This is a genomic window from Billgrantia tianxiuensis (genome assembly GCF_009834345.1).
GTDB lineage: Bacteria > Pseudomonadota > Gammaproteobacteria > Pseudomonadales > Halomonadaceae > Halomonas > Halomonas tianxiuensis.
The window spans coordinates 1,615,051-1,634,532 of the sequence record NZ_CP035042.1 but is presented as its reverse complement, the minus strand read 5'-3'; the positions used below and the strand labels follow the sequence as shown (position 1 = coordinate 1,634,532).

Below are 19,482 nucleotides of genomic sequence, written 5' to 3'. Positions count from 1 at the left end.
GATTCGCTTCTTAGACGTTGAAAGCGTCTTCCACCAGCTGGCGCTGCTGTTCGGTATGCACGGACATGTAGCCCGCCGCGGGTGCTGCCGATGCCGGGCGACCGGCAAACTTGAGTTCGCCGCCCAAGCCGTTCTTGAGCATGTCGGCCACGGCACGCATGTGGTGCTGGCTCGAGTACCAGGCGCCCTGGTTGAGCGGCTCTTCCTGACACCACACCACGCTCTCGAGGTTGACGTAGTCCTTGAGCGTCTCGAAGAGCTCCTCCTTGGGGAAGGGATAGAGCTGCTCGATGCGCACGATGGCCGTGTCGTCGCGCTCGTTCTCGGCGCGCCATGCCGCCAGGTCGTAGTAGACCTTGCCGGCGCACATGACGACGCGCTTGACGCGCTGGGCCTCGAGGTTGCCCTGGTCCGGCAACACCATGTGGAAGTGGCCGTTGGCCAGATCGTCGAGGCTGGAGATGGCCTCCTTGTGGCGCAGCAGGCTCTTGGGCGACATCACGACCAGCGGCTTGCGCAGCGGGCGGATCACCTGGCGACGCAACAGATGGAAGATCTGTGCCGGGGTGGTCGGCACACACACCTGCATGTTGTGCTCGGCGCACAGCTGCAGGAAGCGCTCGAGGCGCGCGGAGGAGTGCTCGGGTCCCTGACCTTCGTAGCCGTGGGGCAACAGCATGGTCAGGCCACACAACCGGCCCCACTTGGTCTCACCGGAAGAGATGAACTGGTCGACCACCACCTGGGCACCGTTGAAGAAATCGCCGAACTGCGCCTCCCAGATCACCAGGTCGTTGGGGGCCGTGGTGGCGTAGCCGTACTCGAACGCCAGCACCGCCTCCTCGGAGAGGAAGGAGTCGTGGATGGTGAAGCGCGGCTGGCCGTCGGCCAGATGCTGCAGCGGTACGTAGGTACTGCCATCCTTCTGGTTGTGCACCACGGCATGGCGGTGGGAGAAGGTGCCACGGCCTACGTCCTGCCCGGTGATGCGTACCGGATGGCCCTCGTCGAGCAGGGTGGCGTAGGCCAGGTCTCGGCGAAGCCCCAGTTGAGGCCCAGTCCGCCAGCCTGCATCTTGCGACGGTCCTCGTAGATCTTGGCCACTTGGCGCTGCATCTCGACGCCATCGGGAACCTCGCACATACGGGCGGCGAGCCGCTGCAGGCGCTTCATCTCGACGCTGGTATCGGCATAGCCGCTCCACTCGTGGCCGAGATAGGGCTTCCAGTCGACGAACAGCGAGGTGTTGGGCTCCTGCACCAGGGCGTTGGCCACGTGATTGCCGGCCATCAGGTCCTCGCGATAGGTCTCGGTCATCGCCTGGGCCTCCTCCTCGGTCACTACCCCCTGCTCGACCAGACGCTGGGCATAGAGGGTACGTGAGGAGGGATGATCCTTGATCTTGCGATACATCAGCGGCTGGGTGCCGGACGGCTCGTCGGCCTCATTGTGACCGCGGCGACGGTAGCAGACCAGATCGATGACCACGTCCTTGCGGAACTGCTGGCGGTAGTCCAGCGCCACCTGGGTGGCATGCAGCACGGCATCCGGGTCGTCGCCGTTGACGTGGAAGATCGGCGCCTGGACCATCTTGGCGATATCGGTGCAGTACTCGGTGGAGCGTGTGTCCTGCGGGTGCGAGGTGGTGAAGCCGACCTGGTTGTTGATGACGATGTGCAGCGTGCCGCCAGTCTTGTAGGCACGGGTCTGGGACATCTGGAAGGTCTCCATGACCACACCCTGGCCGGCGAAAGCGGCGTCGCCATGCACGTTGATCGGCAACACCTTGACGCCGTCGTAGTCATCGCGGCGGTCCTGGCGGGCACGCACCGACCCCTCGACCACCGGCGAAACGATCTCCAGGTGGGAGGGGTTGAAGGCCAGCGCCAGATGAACCTCGCCGCCCGGCGTCATCACGTTGGAGCTGAAACCCTGGTGATACTTGACGTCACCCGAGCCGCGCTCGATCAGCTTCTTGCCGTCGAACTCGTCGATCAGCTCGGAAGGGTTCTTGCCGAGGATGTTGACCAGCAGGTTGAGACGGCCGCGGTGGGCCATGCCGATGACGACTTCCTTGACCCCGTAGCCGCCGGCACGCTGGATCAGTTCGTCCATCATGGGGATGAACGACTCGCCACCCTCGAGGCCGAAACGCTTGGTGCCCGGATACTTGGAGGCCAGGTAATTCTCCAGGCCCTCCGCAGCGGTCAGGCGCTCCAGCAGGTGCTTGCGCACGTCGTCGCTGTACTTCGGTGCCGAGCGAACCGACTCGAAGCGCTGCTGCAGCCAGCGCTTCTCCTCGGTATCGACGATGTGCATGATCTCGCAGCCGATGGAGCGACAGTAGGTCTGCTCCAGAGCGTCGACGATCTCGCGCAGCGGTGCCTTGTCCATCCCCAGAAAGAAAGAGCCGGTCTGGAATTCGGTATCCAGATCGGCCGAGGTAAGCTGGTGGAAGGAGAGGTCGAGGTCGGGAACGGGAGTCTGGCTGCGCAGCTTGAGCGGATCGATGTCGGCCTTCTGGTGGCCCCTGAAGCGGTAGGCGTTGATCAGCTGCAACACCTTGACCTGCTTCTTGCTCTCACCGCTGTCGGCTGCGACGGCGGTGGCCCGGCGCGCACGTGCCAGTTGCTGGAACTGATCACGGACGGGACTGAGGGGAACATCGTGGGAGGCACTGCCATCGACGCTGGGCAGCTGGTCGAAGTAGGTCCGCCACTCGTCGGGCACGGAACCTGGGTCGGCGAGGTATTGCTCGTAGAGCGCTTCCACATAGTGAACGTTGCTGCCGCTCACGTGGGAGCTGTTCCACATCAACTCCATTATGCCTTGTTGCATCTCTCGGTCACCCTACACTGATGGGGTGTTGTCGGCGCCGTCGCGGGCCAGCCGCGACGGCTTGGCTGGTGCCCTGCCGGTAGGGCGTCTTTACTTCCCGGCGGCTCCAGCCGCGAGGCTGGAATCCTTGCAATCCATGCTCAAGAGCCGGTACCTCGGGCACCGGCTCTCTTGCTGCTGTCTGCGAGCCGACCGCGACATGTCGTCGCGGCCGAACTGCGGCCAGTATGATAACAAGCTACGCGCCACGATTTAAGTGGCATTCGCAAGCAGCATGTCGCGGATCTTGCCGATCGCCCGCGTGGGTTGAGCCCCTTCGGACATACCGCGACGCAGTTCATGATGCCGCGGCAGCGGAACACGCTGAACGGATCCTCCAGCTCGGCCAAGCGCTCACGGGTGGCCGTGTCGCGCGAATCCGCCAGGAAGCGGTAAGACTGCAATAGGCCGGCCGGGCCGACGAACTTGTCCGGGTTCCACCAGAACGACGGGCAGGAAGTCGAGCAGCAGGCGCACAGGATGCACTCGTAGAGGCCATCGAGCTTGTCGCGGTCCTCCGGCGACTGCAGACGCTCGATGGCCGGCGCCGGCTCGTCGTTCTGCAGGTACGGCTGGATGCGCTCGTACTGCTTGTAGAACAGCCCCATGTCGACCACCAGGTCGCGCACCACCGGCAGGCCCGGCAGCGGACGCAGCACCAGCTTGTTGTCCTTGACCACGTCGGACAGCGAGGTGATGCAGGCCAGACCGTTCTTGCCGTTCATGTTCATGCCGTCGGAGCCGCACACGCCCTCGCGGCAGCTGCGGCGGAAGGCCAGGGTGGTATCCTCGGCCTTGAGCATCTCCAGCACGTTCAGGACCATCAGGTCACGGCCCTGGGTGTCGAGCTGGTACTCCTGCATGTAGGGTGCGGAGTCGGTTTCCGGGTTGTAGCGGTAAATGGATACCTGAAGCATCTCGTGACTCCCCCTTAATAAGTACGGATTTTCGGCTCGAAGGTGTCGACGGTCTTCGGCTTGAAGTTGACGTCGCGCTTGCCGACCCGCTTCTCGGCCGGGAAGTACATGGAGTGCTTCAGCCAGTTGGTGTCGTCACGGTCCGGATAGTCGTAGCGGGAGTGCGCGCCGCGGCTCTCCTTGCGCTCCAGCGCCGCGATAGCGGTGGCCTCGGCCACTTCCATCAGGTTGTCGAGCTCGAGCGCCTCGACGCGGGCAGTGTTGAACGCTCCGGACTTGTCGGCCAGGTGCGCCTCGCCGATGCGGCCGCGCAGGTCGGCTAGCTTCTTGACCCCTTCCTGCATGTGCTCCTCCTGGCGGAACACGCCGAAGGCGTTCTGCATGATGCTCTGCAACTCGGTCTTGAGCTCGGCCACGGATTCACCGCCGGTGGACTCGTTCCAGCGGGTCATGCGCTTCATCGCCGCTTCGATGTCGGAGTCGGAAGCGTCGAGGTACTCGATGCCTTCGTTGAGTGCACCCTCGATGAACATGCCGGCCGCACGGCCGAACACCACTAGGTCGAGCAGCGAGTTACCGCCCAGGCGGTTGGCGCCGTGAACGGAGACGCAGGCCGCCTCGCCGCAGGCGAACAGACCGTTGACGATGCGGTCGTTGCCATCGGCGTCCTGCATGATCGCCTGACCGTGCACGTTGGTCGGAATACCACCCATCATGTAATGGCAGGTCGGCACCACAGGAATCGGTGCATTGACCGGATCGACGTGAGCGAAGATCTTGGACAGCTCGCTGATACCCGGCAGGCGCTTGTTGAGCACCTCCTCGCCCAGGTGGTCGAGCTTGAGGAAGACGTGATCGCCCTTCTCGCCGCAGCCGCGGCCCTCGAGAATCTCCATGACCATGGAGCGTGCCACCACGTCACGGCCAGCGAGGTCCTTGGCATTGGGCGCGTAGCGCTCCATGAAGCGCTCACCGTCCTTGTTGACCAGGTAACCGCCTTCGCCGCGACAGCCTTCGGTGACCAGCACGCCCGCACCGTAGATACCGGTGGGGTGGAACTGCCACATTTCCATGTCCTGCATCGGGAAGCCGGCGCGCAGCGCCATACCGATACCGTCGCCGGTATTGATCAGGGCGTTGGTGGTGGAGGCGTAGATGCGGCCCGCGCCACCGGTGGCCATGACGGTGGCCTTGGACTTGACGTGCACCACTTCGCCGGTCTCGATGCACATGGCGATGCAGCCCACCACGTCACCGTTGGCGTTCTTGACCAGATCGACCGCGAACCACTCGTTGAGGAAGGTGGTATTGTTCTTCAGGTTGTTCTGGTAAAGGGTGTGCAACAGCGCATGGCCGGTACGGTCGGCCGCGGCACAGGTACGTGCCGCCTGGCCGCCCTCGCCGAAGTTCTTGGACTGGCCGCCGAACGGACGCTGGTAGATGCGGCCGTTGTCGAAACGCGAGAACGGCAGGCCCATGTGCTCCAGCTCGAAGACCGCCTTGGGGCCTTCGGAGCACATGTATTCAGCCGCATCCTGGTCGGTGATATAGTCGCCGCCCTTGACGGTGTCGTACATGTGCCAGCGCCAGTCGTCATTGGGGTCGGCCGAGGCGATGGCGCAGGTAATCCCGCCCTGGGCGGAAACGGTGTGCGAACGGGTCGGGAAGACCTTGGACAGCACGGCAGTCTTCTTGCCGGACTTGGCCAGCTCGAGCGCGGCACGCAGGCCGGAACCGCCACCGCCGATGATGATGGCGTCGTAGGACAAGGTACGCATGTTAGACATGAATCAGGCTCCCCACAGAACTTGGATGCCCCAGACCAGGAACACGAACACGGCCAGGATGATGACGACCTGGGCGCCGAGGCGCACGGGCGTGGACTTGAGATAGTCGGTGGTAACGGTCCACAGGCCGATCCAGGCGTGCGCGGCGAGAGAGATAAAGGCCAGCAGCGAGAAGATACGCATCCAGGTCTGGGCGAAGAGCTGGCTCCAGGTGGCGTAGTCGAGCCCGGGATTGAACAGCAGGTACGCGACGATGAATACGGTATAGAGTGCCAGTATGATGGCCGAGACACGCTGGATCAGCCAGTCGGAAAGGCCGCTACGACCCAGATTGGTGATGTTGGTTACCATACCCAGACTCCCGCCAGAATGATCAGGACGGCACTGATGACCACGGTGGCCTGTGCCTTTTTGACGCCACCTTCCAGGGTCACGCCGTAACCGACGTCCATCAGCAGATGCTTGATGCCGGCCACGAAATGGAACGCCAGTGCCGACAACAGCCCCCAGGCGATCAACTTCGCCAGGATGTTGTTGGCCAGAGCATCCCTGACGGCCGCAAAGCCTTCGGGAGATGACAGCGACTTGTCGAGCGCCCAGAAGGCGAAGATGAGACCGACGAACAGAATCACGCCGGTGATGCGGTGGGCGATCGACGTCAGGGCGGGTAGCGGAAACTGTATCGTGGTGAGGTCGAGGTTGACGGGTCGTTTGCTATTCACGGCTCTATACACACTCTCTTGGCTCGCTCTTCAACCAATCGATGGGACCAGGCTCGAGCGGGCGGTGGTTTGAGGTAGGGGGCTCGCCGCTGCCGGGACGGGCATGACAACGAGTACCTGCCAGTCGCGCGGTGTGGATTATAGGGACATGAACTCCCAGTGACAAATGCGCGCTGGCCCGACTCGACCATGGTTCAAGCCCGCCCCACCCCAGGTGAGGCACAACGCTTTTGGGCAAAATTCCGAAGCCGGCCTGATTCGCGGCCTTGCGTGGTGCAAAGCACCATTTTCTATACAAATGCTGTAACCAAACCATATCAGCGTACAATTAGCCGGTCGCTTTGGCCTAATTGACAATCCCGGGAACGCTTCTATAGTGGGCGGACCTTTTTCGCGGGCCAGCGCTTCAACAGGGTTTGCGAAAGAATGAGTTAACGATCACTTCGACTTCGAGAGGAGGCCAGAATGGCTGACAGGAAAGCGACACTGACGGTAGACGGCCTGGACAAGACCATTGAGCTGCCCGTCTACTCAGGCACCCTGGGCCCTGACGTGGTCGATGTCCGCGGTCTCGGCGCCGACGGCCTGTTCACCTACGACCCCGGCTTCATGGCAACCTCCTCTTGCCAGTCGGCCATCACCTACATCGATGGCGCCAAGGGCGTACTGCTGCACCGCGGCTACCCGATCGACCAGTTGGCCAAGGAGTCCAACTTCGTCGAGGTGTGCTATACCCTGCTGTTCGGCGAGCTACCCACCGACGAGCAATACGCCGACTTCGAGTCGCGGGTCCGCAACCACACCATGGTGCATGACCAGATCAACAACTTCTTCAAGGGCTTCCGTCGCGACGCCCACCCGATGTCGATCCTGTGTGGCGTGGTTGGCGGCCTGGCGGCCTTCTACCACGACCACATGGATATCACCCAGGAAGAGGACCGCGTGATCAGCGCCATCCGCCTGATCGCCAAGATGCCGACCCTTGCGGCCATGTCCTACAAGTACAACGTCGGCCAGCCGTTCAACTACCCGCGCAACGACCTGAGCTATGCAGAGAACTTCCTCTACATGATGTTCAGCAATCCGTGCGAGGAGTACAAGGTCAACCCGGTCTACGCCAAGGCCATGGATCGCATCTTCATGCTCCACGCCGACCACGAGCAGAACGCCTCCACCTCCACGGTGCGCCTGGCCGGCTCCACCGGCGCCAACCCCTTCGCCTGCATCAGCGCCGGCATCGCCGCACTGTGGGGCCCGGCTCACGGCGGTGCCAACGAAGCGGTACTGAAGATGCTCGACGAGATCGGCGACGATTCCGAAGAGAACATCCAGCGCTTCATCGACAAGGCCAAGGACAAGGACGACCCGTTCAAGCTGATGGGCTTCGGCCACCGCGTGTATCGCAATTTCGATCCGCGCGCCAAGGTAATGAAGGAGACCTGCGACGAGGTGCTGGCCGAGCTCGGCATCGACGACCCACAGCTCAAGATCGCCAAGCGCCTGGAACAGATCGCCCTGGAGGACGAGTACTTCGTGGAGCGCAAGCTCTACCCCAACGTCGACTTCTATTCCGGCATCATTCTCAAGGCCATGGGCATCCCGACCAACATGTTCACGGTGATCTTCGCCGTGTCGCGCACCATCGGCTGGATCTCCCACTGGCACGAGATGCTCTCCAGCGATTACAAGATCGGCCGTCCGCGCCAGCTCTACACTGGCCATCCGCAACGCGACTATCCTGCCAAGTAAGTCGGCAGGAAGCGGCCTGGCCGCACGTACTCAACGTACTGGAAAGCCGCCTTCGGGCGGCTTTCTGCATCTCGAACTTCGCATGCAGGCCAAGCGAGCCATGACGGACTCCCGGCGCTGCCATCAACGAGAGGGAACCCCCTATGCAACAGCAGATTTCCACTGTCGCCTTCATCGGCCTGGGCGTGATGGGCTACCCCATGGCCGGCCACCTGGCCCGAGCCGGGCTCACCGTGCGCGTTTACAACCGCAGCGAAGCCAAGGCCAGGGCCTGGGTCGAGGAATATGGCGGCAGCCACCACGCCACCCCCAGGGAAGCCGCCCAGGGGCCGACCTGGTGCTGGTCTGTGTAGGCAATGACGACGACGTTCGCCAGGTCACCGTGGGCGAGCAAGGCGCACTCTCAGGCATGGCGGCGGGCAGCCTGCTGGTCGATCACACCACCGCCTCGGCCGATCTCGCCGAGGAGCTCGATGGCGCCTGCCGTGCGAAAGGCATCGGCTTCATCGACGCGCCGGTATCGGGCGGCCAGCAAGGCGCAGAGAACGGCGCGCTGACGATCATGTGCGGCGGCACGGAAGCGGATTTCGCCCGCGCCGAGACGACCCTCGGCCACTATGCCAAGGCAGTGTCCCTGATGGGGCCAGCCGGTAGCGGACAGCTGACCAAGATGGTCAACCAGATTTGCATTGCCGGCTTGGTGCAGGGCTTGGCCGAAGGCCTGCATTTCGCCGAACAGGCCGGACTCGACCAGCAGCGCGTCATTGAAGTGATCTCCAAGGGAGCCGCCGGCTCCTGGCAGATGGAGAATCGCCACAAGACCATGATCGCCGACGAGTACGAACACGGCTTCGCCGTCAACTGGATGCGCAAGGACCTGGGGATTTGTCTCGAGCAGGCGCGCCGCCTTCAGGCTCGCCTGCCGGTTACCGCCCTCGTCGACCAGTTCTACGGCGACGTGCAGGTCATGGGCGGCGGCCGCTGGGATACCTCCTCGCTGCTGCGCCGACTGCGGGCGCTCGGACGAGACTGACCCACTCCACGCGAAACATACTGAGGGGCGTCGCCTATCCGCGACGCCCCTCAGGAGAAAGTACCAGAAAAGTGGCCAACCGATCTTGACAGGGCCCACTTTACACGGAGCGAATCACGGCTTTTCGACGGCCTGAACGTTTTCCACACATTCTGTGGATAACCCTGTTCACAACCTCAAGAAAACATCATCGGATCGGCATGAGAAGGGGCTTCCACTTAGATTGGCTATTTTTTGACCAATTTTAAGCTGCTGATATATATGGATTTTTGCAGCTGCACACTCATTTGGCGCCACTTCGGGCAATTACACACAGAAGGAAAGCCAAGACACTGAGCAAGTGGACAAGTCAAGCCTAAAAGGCTGAAAAAACGGCCTCTTCAATGGGCTTTTCACGCAAGGAAACATGCCGTAACGCACTCATACACCGAGTGCTAAAAGCACTAGCGAGACGATGAGCCAGCAAGGGGAGCAATCGGAAGAAGTGGCGTCCCATAGGGGGTTCGAACCCCTGTTCCCGCCGTGAAAGGGCGGTGTCCTAGACCACTAGACGAATGGGACGCAGCGTCGTCACGTTTCGGCACGGAAGATTGGTGGAGCCTAGCGGGATCGAACCGCTGACCTCGACACTGCCAGTGTCGCGCTCTCCCAGCTGAGCTAAGGCCCCACATGTGCCGTGAAGACGGGGCGTATGCTACTGATTCACCCCATCTTCGTCAACAGTTTCCTTCCCTCATCTTCAAGGGGCGAAGCGCCGCTCTTCCTTACTTCAAGCGGCGCAGCCGCATCTTACAGCTCCTTGTACTCCTTCTCGAAGCGCTTGGCCTGCTTCTTGGAAACCCGCCGAGCACTTCGATGGCGTGACGCAGCCTCGCCCGGGTCATGTCGGAACCGAGGATTGCCATGGCATCCATGACCGAGGTGCTGGCCGTGGAACCGGTGATGGCAATGAAGACAGGCGCCAGGAACTCCTTCATCTTGAGTTCGAAATGCCCGGCCAGCGTCTTGACCTCGGCGAGCAGCGTCTCCTTGTGCCAGGCCGGCACCGCCTCGAAGCGCCACACCAGGAACTGCAACAGCTTGAGAAGTTCCTCACGCTCCAGCTTGACGGTTTCGAAGTCGTTCTCACGCAGCGTAGGCACACCACCGAAGAAGTGACCGGCCAATGGCGCTACTTGAGAGAGAGTCTCTACCCGGGGGCGCACCTGCGGCAGGATCTGGCCGATGTATTCCTCGTTGAAGGCCCATTCCATCAGCGCCTTGAGAAACGCCCTATCGTCCAGGTCCTCACGTATATAAACCCCGTTGAGCCAGGTCAGCTTCTCCAGGTCGAAGACAGGCCCGCCCAGCGACACCCGCTGAATGTCGAAGTGCGCCATCATCTCGTCGAGGCTGAACTTCTCACGCTCGTCGGGCATCGACCAGCCCATCCGCCCCAGGTAGTTGATCACCGCCTGAGGCAGGAAGCCCATGCGCCGGTAGTAGTTGATGGAGGTCGGGTTCTTGCGCTTGGAGAGCTTCGACTTGTCGGGATTGCGCAGCAGCGGCATGTGGCACAACACCGGCATGTCCCAGCCGAAATACTCGTAGAGCAATTGGTGCTTGGGCGCCGAGTTGATCCACTCCTCGCCGCGCAGTACGTGAGTAATGCCCATCAAATGGTCATCCACCACGTTGGCCAAGTGATAGGTGGGCATGCCGTCGGACTTGAGCAGAATCTGCGCGTCGACCTGCGCCCAGTCGACTTCGATGGTGCCGCGCAGCATGTCGTCGATCACGCAGATACCACTGGCCGGCACCTTCATCCGTACCACATAGGGCCAGCCCTCGCGCTCACGTCGAGCGGCCTCCTCCTCGGGCAGTGCCAGGTCGGCAGGCTTGAGTGCGAGATGCATACCGCTCGCCTTGCGCGCCTCCCTCAGCTCGTCCAGCTCTTCACTGGTGCGGTAACACTTGAAGGCATGTCCCGCCTCGATCAGTTGGCGGGCGTATTCGGCATAGATATCGCCACGCTCACTCTGGCGGTAGGGGCCATGAGGACCACCTACGTCGGGTCCTTCGTCCCACTCCAGCCCAAGCCAGCGCAGCGAGTCGAGGATCATCTGCTCGGACTCCAGGGTCGAGCGCACCCGATCCGTATCCTCGATGCGCAGAATGAACTGGCCACCGTGCTGCCTCGCAAAGCAGAGATTGAACAGCGCGATATAAGCCGTGCCTACATGGGGGTCGCCGGTGGGAGACGGAGCAATGCGAGTACGTACAGTCATGAGTCCTTATCCAAACGGGATTGGGTATGGCGGCATTATACGCACCTGCCTCGGCACAGACAGCCGCACAGCCGGCCACTTACAGCCAGACATTCCGGAAGAATTGAGGTATTCTTAATAATGCTTCTTATTCTTTTCCGTGAGTGATAGCCTGCGCTCAGAGTCGATTTATCGTTGACATGTTAAATTTGCACAGTTAACACAGATCATTGACTATCGACTTCCTTTTGTAGCAACAGTCGTCAGGTTGATGAAATGGATTCATTGGGCCAGAGAATCAAACACTTACGGTTGCAGGCAAACCTTAACAAGGCTGCACTGGCAAGGAAGGTAGGCGTTTCCGATGTCACTATCTCGTACTGGGAGTCGGGAGCGATCAAGCAGATCGGTCATGAAAGGCTGGTAGCACTGGCGGATGCCCTAGGCTGTACGCTGGGTCAACTACTCGAAGGTGACACACAAACAACGTCGGCTCCGCTGTATCTGCGTGGCAACTCCCCGGCACCCTGGCAGACCCCCAATTCCAACCGACTCAGCCTCTCAGGCGAGATACTGGCAGGCCTCGATTGGCAGGGTGAGTGCTATCTCGTCACGCCCGCGCCGGGAGAGGAATTCGCTTTTCTGGAAAGTGGGGATCTGGCTGCGTTCGGTCCGACGGAAACCTGCGATCAGCCTGGGCACTACCTGATCGAGGGTTCAGGGGGGCTCTATATCGGCCAACTCCGGCACGGTAGCCGCGGCGAGCTATTGTACTGCAATGGAAGCGATTCCGAGGCCTCGCTGGTTCCGCTGGAAGCAACCGAGAAGGTCGTAGGCAGGCTGCTGGCTCGTTGGCGCAAGGACGGCGTCTGAACGACGCCATCACTCATGTTTCATTCAACCTCCAATACCTCTACCTGGTCGGTAGCCCGGCGCGGCTCACTGCCGATCAGGTAGCGCCGCGAATAGCTTGCCACTTGACCCAGACCATGCCGCGAGCTACGCACCAACTCCCCCTCGAGATATTCCCCCTGAGCACCGATTCGCTCGCGCACGGATACGGGTTGCACACTCGCTTCCACCAGATTTACCGTGATGATGTAACCGCCATCGGGCAGACCGCTGCCCGGCCCGAAGGGACCGGCGGCAAATTGGCCGTCCGTTACTGAAGTGCGCGATTGCCAGCGCACACCGCTCAACTCACGCTCCACCACCAGCAGGAGCCGGGTTTCCTCCGGCAAATTGGTTTCACCCTGCACCATGAGCCGACGGTCGCTGCGCAAAGAGGCCGATGCATTGATCTCGACCTGCAGCGGGTCCACCTCGACCGGTTCCGGGACAGGCTCACTTGCGACATCGGTCGCCGGCTCAGGCTGCGCCTCTTCCTCCGCTGTCGTGTCATTGCCATCGCCACCGCAGCCCGACAGCCACAGCACTGCCATCAGCCCCACGCAGGATCGACGCCACGCCTTCATGCCCTTCTCCTGACCAAACAGTACTCTCCTAGCCTAACATTCAGGCTGGCGGCAAGTCCTGTCCGGACAGCTAGGGCTCGCCCTCCGATTCGGCGCAGTCGAGACAAAGCGTGGCGTAGGGAATTACCTCGAGGCGACGGGCATCGATCGGCTCGCCACAGCGCTCACACAGCTCGCCTTCACCCTCCTCGATACGCTCGAGCGCATGCATGACCTGACGCAGCTCCTCTTCCGCCTCGTCCTCCAGGGCATCGATCACATCTTCATTCTCGAGTTCGATGGCTTGCTCTTCCATGTCCCGATCGAGAGGGTTTTCGAGGCGCATCTTGTGCACCTTGTAGCGGTCCACGCGCTCGATCAGCTCATCGCGCAGAGTTTCGAGCAGCTCCTGACGCTGTTCCATTACCCACCTCCAGAGAATGCGCTTGTTCTTTCTACATAGCACATGGAGCGTGTGGGCACTCACCGGGGGAAGCTTGATTGGCACAGGCCTCTCATATCCGAGACAGAGGAGTGACTCCCGGCCGTGCCAATAGCGAACAAGCAAGAGGCTACGACCGCTCACGGGATGCTGCCCGACTGCTTCGATCGCCTGCGGGTGCTTGGCTAGCCATGTTTCCCTGGCCACCAGCCGTCCCGGTATTCACTCCACAGTGCCACCGAGAGAGGACAAGCAAATCAATCTGAGTTAAATTTTTGTATAGGAACCATTCCCAAAGTTACTCAGGCATTCAAGATGCCACCACTCCGAAACAACTTGCTTACGAGATCATACCGAGCGAAGGGAGTTTGCAACAAAAACACAGACAAAAAGAAAGCCCGGCACACGGCCGGGCCTCAAACCTTGGTTCCTTTCCAGCTCACCATGACATCCTGTCATGCATCCTTGGCGTCATCGAGCCTCCTCTGCTCGGCGTTCCATCTTCCCCGCATCCTTGCGAGATGTTGATCACCTTAGTGCCAGGTAAGCAGCATGGCAAATGTTCAAAATTCATGGACTGCTATAGGGCAAAAGCTTTTATCAATACCCCTAGGCCTTTCCACCGCAGCATTGCCGAATAGAGTAGCCTCGACGTTCAACCAACCTGCTCCTGCAATGATTTTTCCCATCGCTTCAGTAGGTTACACGAAGAAAGAGGCAAGCCCGGCTATATAGCCGGGCTCTTTCCGACTCCCTCCACACCGCTCGGCATCCCTTCCACAACTCCCTGAATACCAAGCCTTCCTGGCGCCTTCTTCCTTAGGAGCCTCCCTGGCTCGACCAGGCAAATCTTGACAGATCGGGAGAGAAAAAAAAGCTACCTTTGACGCTTTGGTTTGTAAGAAATCGCCGATAGGAGCTGTAATACGAATGCGACATGAGAGTGAATAGCAGTATCGTCAGGCGCTACCGGTTACGGTCAGCCTTCCGCCAATCCGATGTCTCCTCTCGTATAGGTCTGATGGTCATGAGTCGGAAAAAGACAGCCCCCTTGCCTGGGCAAGGGGGCTTTCGTATCACACCCACGAGGGTCGAAGACTAAAATGACTTCTGGAACTCCCTGGCCAAAGTGACATCCTGTCTCGCGCGGCCTTCCCTGTTCCTTCCGTCGGGCTTCCCGCCCAGCAAGGCGTCCTGCCTTGAAGCTTCCATGCCTTGTGTACGTCTTCAGGATAGTTCGGCCTCACCCCATATCAAGGAAACTTAGGAAAAGGAGTGTTCCAAAGCGTAACGGAACGCCGGAGCTGAACGATCGATCGTTTTGAAGTCCAGAGCATCCCTGCCCAGGGCCTTCCATCGACGCTTCCCTTGATCCTGACGATCACGGCCGAAGGGCGCCACTTCGCATAATGGGCTGTACCGCAGAAGCAGAAAGCGGCCTACAGAAAAAAGCCCGGCCACTGAGGCCGGGCTTCCAATCAACGCATCCTTATCAACCAACCTCGGGCTTCCTGCCCAAGCATCCTTGGTTCTGAGCGCTCCGTCGCTCGTCTTCCCTGTCGGACTCTCCCTCGTCCGTCAACACCAAGATAGTCGCTTCTGCAGAAAAGCGGTTTAACCCAGGATATCAAACGCGGTAAGAGATCCGCCTCGCGTTTGTACGAGATAGCTTACGTGAGCACCTTGCCGGCTGGGCCAGCCCTTCCGACCATACTCTGCAGCGTATCTGTCGCAAGGCTGCTCATCAGCAAGGCGGCGTAAGGCAGCCCGATCTGATCGACGCCGAGCGGCAGCGTGGCCTATCGCACCTATGAGGGATGCCCTGCCGCGGCCTGGCGATATGCACTACGCTCGAAGGGAATGGCTTCAATGGAGGACAACATGGACAAGGCCGTCATCGACGTCATCCGCGAGAAGGAGCAGCTACCCGACAGCATGAGCGACAGCGAAATCGCCCGGGAGTACAAAGGAACCTATACCGCCGCGCGAGCCGCCATCAGCCTGGAGCACAAACCGCTCGACCAGGTGCTCGCGGATGCCATGGCCAAAGTGCTCCCGTTCATGAGGAAGCGGAAGTAGCGCTGCCGGCAGAGTTGATCATACCCTCTGTGCATCATTACCGGGCCGGCTCAGCCAAGGCTCGCTCAGGCTAGTTGACACTTATGAACGAAAAGCCCTCACCAGCGTGGGGGCTTTTATGTCTCTGGGCGCGCCGCTCCTTCTTGCGTACAATAGCCGGCCATCTCATTTCTGCTCCCTGCTCGTCACGCTGCGCATTATGCGGCGTCCGGCGAGCCGGTTACGTATCGATACCTTAACGGTTGTTGTCTCGGCGGTCGTTGTCTCGATAGTACCGAAATAGTACCGAACGCAGGCACAAGGCGAAATGAGCAGGATCAAACGGTAACGACGGCAGGACCTCTGGAGGCCATCGATGAGCAACACGACTGGAAACGACCCGCTGGCACGGGCGCGCCGGTTTTCGGTGGCCCCCATGATGGACTGGACGACGAGGGACCAAAGAGCCTTCGCCCGCACCCTCACCCGCCAGGCACTGCTCTACACCGAGATGGTGACGACGGGCGCCATCCTGCATGGCAGCCCTCGCGAGCGCTTCCTCGGTTATGACGAGGTGGAGCATCCCATTGCACTGCAGCTGGGCGGTAGCGATCCAGGCGAGCTGGCGGAGTGCGCGGCGATTGCCGAGGAATGGGGCTATGACGAGGTGAACCTCAACGTCGGCTGTCCCAGCGACCGGGTGCAGAACAACATGATCGGCGCCTGTCTGATGGGCCACCCGGATAAGGTGGCAGCAGCGGTACGCGCCATGCGCGAGGCGGTAAAGATCCCGGTCACGGTGAAGTGCCGCATCGGTATCGACGATCAGGACGAAGATGCCGATTTGGAGCGCTTCATCGCCCAGGTGGCGGATGCCGGCTGCGAGGTGTTCATCGTGCATGCGCGCAAGGCGTGGCTGCAAGGGCTCTCGCCGAAGGAGAATCGCGACATCCCGCCGCTCAACTATCCCCGCGTGCACCGGCTGAAGGCCAGCCGCCCGGAGCTGCACATCGGCATCAACGGCGGCATCAAGACGCTCGACGAATGCCGCAAGCAGCTGAGTCACGTGGACAGCGTGATGGTCGGTCGCGAGGCCTACCAGAACCCCTGGCTGCTCGCCGGGGTGGACCAGGCGCTCTACGGCGAGCCCGGGCCCGCCGTGAGCCGCCACGCCGCCGCCCGCGCCTTCCGCCCCTACATCGCCCGCCGGCTCGAAGAAGGCGCCAAGCTCAACCACGTGACCCGCCACCTGCTGGGCCTGTTCCAGGGCCAGCCGGGCGGGCGTCGCTTCCGCCGCCACCTCTCCGAGAACGGCCATCTCGACGGCGCCTGCCTGCGGGTATACGACGATGCCCTGAGCCTGGTGCCGGAGAGCTGCGCGCGCCAGGTCGAAACCGCCTGAGGCGGCCTGCTTCAGTAAAGTGGATCCGGGGTGGCTCGAGACTGGAATGAAAGGTCTCGATGGCGCTTTCGGCCTCCTCGATCGCCTCGAAGCGGGCGATATGGAACAGCGCCTCGCCTTCATTGGCCAGCGGTAGGCGGCTCATGCCGATCACGATGCCGTCGGCCATGGCCTTGATCGAGGCTTCGGCGTTGCCGAAGGGGTCGGCCACCTTGCCCAGCACGTCGCCCCTGGCCACCCGCGCACCGAGACGCACCTTGGGGCGCAGGATGCCGTCGATGGGAGCCCGTGCCCAGCTCGAGCCGTTGGCCACCTCGGCCGCCGGCGGCGGGCGGCGGCGGTGTTCGCCCCCCAGCATGCCCAGCCGACGCATGACCCGCAGCACACCGCGTACGCCCGGGGCAATCGCCCACTCGTCGAAGCGCAGCGCCTCGCCCGCCTCGTAGGTCAGCACCGGAATACCCCGCCCCTGGGCGTAGTGGCGCAAGCTACCCTCCCGCAATTCGGCATTAAGAATCACCGGCGCACCGAAGGCGTTGGCCATGCGCTCGGTCTCGCTGCCGGGGCTGAGCTGGGCGCGGATCTGAGGCAGGTTGGTGCGGTGAATGGCACCGGTATGCAGGTCGATGATGTGGGTGGCATAGTCGACGATCTGCTCGCGGAACAGCGCCGCTACCCTGGCTCCCAGCGAGCCGGTCTCGCTGCCGGGGAAGCAGCGGTTGAGATCGCGCCGGTCCGGCAGGTAGCGGCTGTGCTGCATGAAACCGAATACGTTGACGATAGGTACGGCGATCAGGGTGCCGTGCAGCCCCTGGATCTGCTTCGAGCGCATCAAGCGGCGCACGATCTCCACGCTGTTGATCTCATCGCCGTGGATGCCTCCGCAGACCAGCAGAACCGGCCCCTGGCGGCGTCCGTGCACGACTTCCACAGGAATGTGCAGCGGGGCATGGGTGTAGAGCTTGGCGACCGGCACGTCGACCTGTAGGCGGCTACCAGGCTTGATCCTGGCGCCGGCGAGTTCGAAAGCGGCTCGGGCATCGGCTCTCCCTAAAAAAGGAACAGTGTTCGACTCGTTATACCCTGCCACTTCGTGGAATACGAGGGAAAGCAAGCCCACTCCAGCGAGCGAGGTTAAGAATAATTCCATACACCCGTGTATGTAAGTTCGATTACACTGCGGTAGAATAACGGGAAACGGCAGGTTCGAGGAGAGACGATCCCCACATGGCCCGACGTACCAAGGCGGAAGCCGCTGCCACGCGCGAAGCCCTGCTCGATGCCGCCGAAGCGGTCTTTCTCGAGCGCGGTGTCGCCCGCACCTCGCTGGAGCAGATAGCCCGCCATGCCGGCATGACCCGCGGTGCCGTTTACTGGCACTTCAAGAACAAGGCCGATCTGTTTCGGGCCATGCTGCAACGCGTACGCATGCCTTTCCAGGAACTCGTCGAGGAGATCGGCGACCCGGGGCTCGCCCAGCAGCCGCTGGAAGCCATCCGGCTGGCCTGCCTGAGCGGTTTCGAACGGCTGGAGCAGCCCCGCTACCGGCGAGTGCACGCCATCCTGATTCACCACTGCGAGACGTTCGCCGAGATCGATCCGCTGGCCATGCAGAACGAGATAGCCGAGGAAGCGTGCGGCGCCCTGCTCGATTACTTCGAGTGTGCTGCCCGGCTCGGCCATTTGCGCGACGATGTGCCTCCGGAAATCGCCGCGCGTCTGTTCCAGGCCATGCTCGGCGGCCTGTTCCACGACTGGCTGCGCAACTATGAGACCTTCAGCCTGCACGAGCGAGGCGCGCAGCTCATCGAAACGCAGCTGCAGTTGCTGCGCTCTTCCTCCTAGGCAAGAGGTTACAGGGGCGCCTCGGCGCCTTTATGGCTCGCGCCGGCTCTACCGCTTTGCGCCAAGCGCAGCCGCCGCAGGTACACGCGCGCCTCGCAGTAGCGGCTCTCCGCCACGCTGCGGTAGGCGTCCTCCCCGGCCACGTACTTGACCAGTACCCGTCGTTCGCCTGGGCGTGGCAGGTCGCCGGGCTTGGCATGCAAGCGCACTTCGCATTCAGGGTCCTCGATCAGGGTAGCCGTGGCCCAGCCTTCGGCATCGGCTGCGTTATCTACCTGCACGGTTTCTCCCAACAGGCAACGCGGCTGGGCATGCTTCGCCCGATGGAAGCGCCGCTGCACCCCGTGGCACACCATCGCCGCCACAGGAGAGGCAAGCACGAATGCCGCCCATAGCACCGCCACCCCGACCGGGATGCGAAACAGCCCCAGTGGCAGCCAGCGCAGCACCAGCAGCTCTACCGTCAGGGTCACCGCCCCAGCCAGCCCCAGCAGCACGCTGAGGGCAAAGGAGACCGGCACCCCGGCGAAGCCAAGAGCCACCATGGTACTCGCCAGGTGGTCGCCCTTCAGGCTGTCACGAGCGAATAGCTCCAGCGGCGCCAGGCGCAGCAACACCAGCAGCCAATAGAGCAACACCAATGGCAGCAGCGCGCTGAAGACGACGACGGGAAAACTCAGGGCGATCTGACGCAGCGCTTCCATGACGGCCTCCTTATGTTTTCGCTCCACTCAGCTTCAGCCTAGGCTGTGTCTGAAAAGTCGGCGAGCGAAGGTCAGGGCTAGGCCCGTTCCCTACGGGCCAACGCACTTCCCACATCCATGTGGGTCGCAAGGCAAAAATAAGCGAAAAGACGGAGTTTACGTGGTGTAAATGAGTACTTTGAGCTGATTTTTAACGCCGTATGGCCAAGCGCAGACAGTTTTCAGACATAGCCTAGTCCATGGTGC

Annotated in this window: 11 protein-coding genes, 2 tRNA genes and 5 pseudogenes; 6 read left to right on the top strand and 12 right to left on the bottom strand. The window is 61.7% G+C overall.

What is annotated here, in order from left to right; translation table 11 throughout:
- Nucleotides 1-10 precede the first annotated feature (10 nt).
- The 5 genes and pseudogenes from EKK97_RS07630 to sdhC all read right to left on the bottom strand — a co-directional run bounded on the left by EKK97_RS07630 (nt 11) and on the right by sdhC (nt 6,303).
- Nucleotides 11-2,838, bottom strand: a pseudogene (locus EKK97_RS07630) (2-oxoglutarate dehydrogenase E1 component).
- Between the two features lie 252 nt (nt 2,839-3,090).
- A pseudogene (locus EKK97_RS07625) lies at nt 3,091-3,794 on the bottom strand (succinate dehydrogenase iron-sulfur subunit).
- Nucleotides 3,795-3,808: 14 nt separating this feature from the next.
- Nucleotides 3,809-5,581 (bottom strand): succinate dehydrogenase flavoprotein subunit, encoded by a 1,773-nt coding sequence (sdhA, locus tag EKK97_RS07620; protein WP_159550839.1) that lies wholly within the window; start codon nt 5,579-5,581, stop codon nt 3,809-3,811.
- Between the two features lie 3 nt (nt 5,582-5,584).
- Nucleotides 5,585-5,932, bottom strand: a complete 348-nt coding sequence (gene sdhD / locus EKK97_RS07615) for a succinate dehydrogenase, hydrophobic membrane anchor protein (protein ID WP_159550837.1) — start codon at nt 5,930-5,932, stop codon at nt 5,585-5,587.
- Nucleotides 5,926-6,303 carry a succinate dehydrogenase, cytochrome b556 subunit gene (sdhC, locus tag EKK97_RS07610; RefSeq protein ID WP_201297033.1) on the bottom strand — a complete coding sequence of 126 codons (378 nt, stop codon included), beginning with the start codon at nt 6,301-6,303 and terminating at the stop codon, nt 5,926-5,928. The genes sdhD and sdhC overlap by 7 nt, the downstream gene beginning before the upstream one ends.
- A gap of 465 nt (nt 6,304-6,768) precedes the next feature.
- On the opposite strand from sdhC, the gene gltA reads away from it, so the two are divergent.
- Together gltA and EKK97_RS07600 are read left to right on the top strand one after the other, a co-directional pair.
- The gene (gene gltA, locus EKK97_RS07605) at nt 6,769-8,052 is read left to right on the top strand and encodes a citrate synthase (protein WP_159550833.1); all 1,284 of its coding nucleotides are present in this window, start codon (nt 6,769-6,771) and stop codon (nt 8,050-8,052) included.
- A gap of 143 nt (nt 8,053-8,195) precedes the next feature.
- A pseudogene (locus EKK97_RS07600) lies at nt 8,196-9,085 on the top strand (NAD(P)-dependent oxidoreductase).
- Between the two features lie 485 nt (nt 9,086-9,570).
- Here EKK97_RS07600 and EKK97_RS07595 read toward each other — a convergent pair.
- From EKK97_RS07595 to gltX, 3 genes and pseudogenes are all read right to left on the bottom strand, one after another.
- Nucleotides 9,571-9,646, bottom strand: a tRNA-Glu gene (locus EKK97_RS07595).
- A 30-nt stretch (nt 9,647-9,676) separates the two neighbouring features.
- Nucleotides 9,677-9,752 (bottom strand) — tRNA-Ala (locus EKK97_RS07590).
- A 122-nt stretch (nt 9,753-9,874) separates the two neighbouring features.
- Nucleotides 9,875-11,352 (bottom strand): annotated as a pseudogene (gene gltX, locus EKK97_RS07585) (glutamate--tRNA ligase).
- Between the two features lie 255 nt (nt 11,353-11,607).
- Between gltX and EKK97_RS07580 the strand changes: the two are divergent.
- Nucleotides 11,608-12,204: a helix-turn-helix domain-containing protein gene (locus EKK97_RS07580; RefSeq protein WP_159550831.1), complete on the top strand. Its 597-nt coding sequence runs from the start codon at nt 11,608-11,610 to the stop codon at nt 12,202-12,204.
- Between the two features lie 20 nt (nt 12,205-12,224).
- Here EKK97_RS07580 and EKK97_RS07575 read toward each other — a convergent pair whose 3' ends face one another.
- Together EKK97_RS07575 and EKK97_RS07570 are read right to left on the bottom strand one after the other, a co-directional pair.
- A complete protein-coding gene (locus EKK97_RS07575; protein WP_159550829.1) occupies nt 12,225-12,806 on the bottom strand; it encodes a hypothetical protein in 582 nt (193 codons plus the stop codon).
- 70 nt (nt 12,807-12,876) lie between these two features.
- Entirely contained in the window at nt 12,877-13,209 is a 333-nt protein-coding gene (locus EKK97_RS07570) for a TraR/DksA family transcriptional regulator (RefSeq protein ID WP_159550827.1), read from the bottom strand.
- Nucleotides 13,210-15,108: 1,899 nt separating this feature from the next.
- On the opposite strand from EKK97_RS07570, the gene EKK97_RS07565 reads away from it, so the two are divergent.
- A complete protein-coding gene (locus tag EKK97_RS07565; protein WP_159550825.1) occupies nt 15,109-15,306 on the top strand; it encodes a hypothetical protein in 198 nt (65 codons plus the stop codon).
- A 355-nt stretch (nt 15,307-15,661) separates the two neighbouring features.
- Complete coding sequence (gene dusA / locus EKK97_RS07560; RefSeq protein ID WP_159550823.1) at nt 15,662-16,687, top strand: tRNA dihydrouridine(20/20a) synthase DusA; 1,026 nt, start codon at nt 15,662-15,664, stop codon at nt 16,685-16,687.
- Nucleotides 16,688-16,715: 28 nt separating this feature from the next.
- Here the strand turns inward: dusA and EKK97_RS07555 are convergent.
- Nucleotides 16,716-17,777: pseudogene (locus tag EKK97_RS07555) on the bottom strand (succinylglutamate desuccinylase/aspartoacylase family protein); the annotation flags it as partial.
- Between the two features lie 137 nt (nt 17,778-17,914).
- Here EKK97_RS07555 and EKK97_RS07550 point away from each other — a divergent pair.
- Nucleotides 17,915-18,532: a TetR family transcriptional regulator gene (locus EKK97_RS07550; protein ID WP_159550821.1), complete on the top strand. Its 618-nt coding sequence runs from the start codon at nt 17,915-17,917 to the stop codon at nt 18,530-18,532.
- A gap of 8 nt (nt 18,533-18,540) precedes the next feature.
- Here the strand turns inward: EKK97_RS07550 and EKK97_RS07545 are convergent, their stop codons facing one another.
- The gene (locus EKK97_RS07545; protein ID WP_159550819.1) at nt 18,541-19,236 is read right to left on the bottom strand and encodes a hypothetical protein; all 696 of its coding nucleotides are present in this window, start codon (nt 19,234-19,236) and stop codon (nt 18,541-18,543) included.
- Between the last annotated feature and the right edge of the window lie 246 nt (nt 19,237-19,482).

Excerpts from the sequence above, each read along its gene's own strand:
- sdhA (WP_159550839.1), bottom strand. The coding sequence starts at position 5,581 with ATGTCTAACATGCGTACCTTGTCCTACGACGCCATCATCATCGGCGGT.
- sdhD (WP_159550837.1), bottom strand. The coding sequence starts at position 5,932 with ATGGTAACCAACATCACCAATCTGGGTCGTAGCGGCCTTTCCGACTGG.
- gltA (WP_159550833.1), top strand. The coding sequence starts at position 6,769 with ATGGCTGACAGGAAAGCGACACTGACGGTAGACGGCCTGGACAAGACC.
- EKK97_RS07580 (WP_159550831.1), top strand. The coding sequence starts at position 11,608 with ATGGATTCATTGGGCCAGAGAATCAAACACTTACGGTTGCAGGCAAAC.
- EKK97_RS07575 (WP_159550829.1), bottom strand. The coding sequence starts at position 12,806 with ATGAAGGCGTGGCGTCGATCCTGCGTGGGGCTGATGGCAGTGCTGTGG.
- EKK97_RS07570 (WP_159550827.1), bottom strand. The coding sequence starts at position 13,209 with ATGGAACAGCGTCAGGAGCTGCTCGAAACTCTGCGCGATGAGCTGATC.
- EKK97_RS07565 (WP_159550825.1), top strand. The coding sequence starts at position 15,109 with ATGGACAAGGCCGTCATCGACGTCATCCGCGAGAAGGAGCAGCTACCC.
- dusA (WP_159550823.1), top strand. The coding sequence starts at position 15,662 with ATGAGCAACACGACTGGAAACGACCCGCTGGCACGGGCGCGCCGGTTT.
- EKK97_RS07550 (WP_159550821.1), top strand. The coding sequence starts at position 17,915 with ATGGCCCGACGTACCAAGGCGGAAGCCGCTGCCACGCGCGAAGCCCTG.
- EKK97_RS07545 (WP_159550819.1), bottom strand. The coding sequence starts at position 19,236 with ATGGAAGCGCTGCGTCAGATCGCCCTGAGTTTTCCCGTCGTCGTCTTC.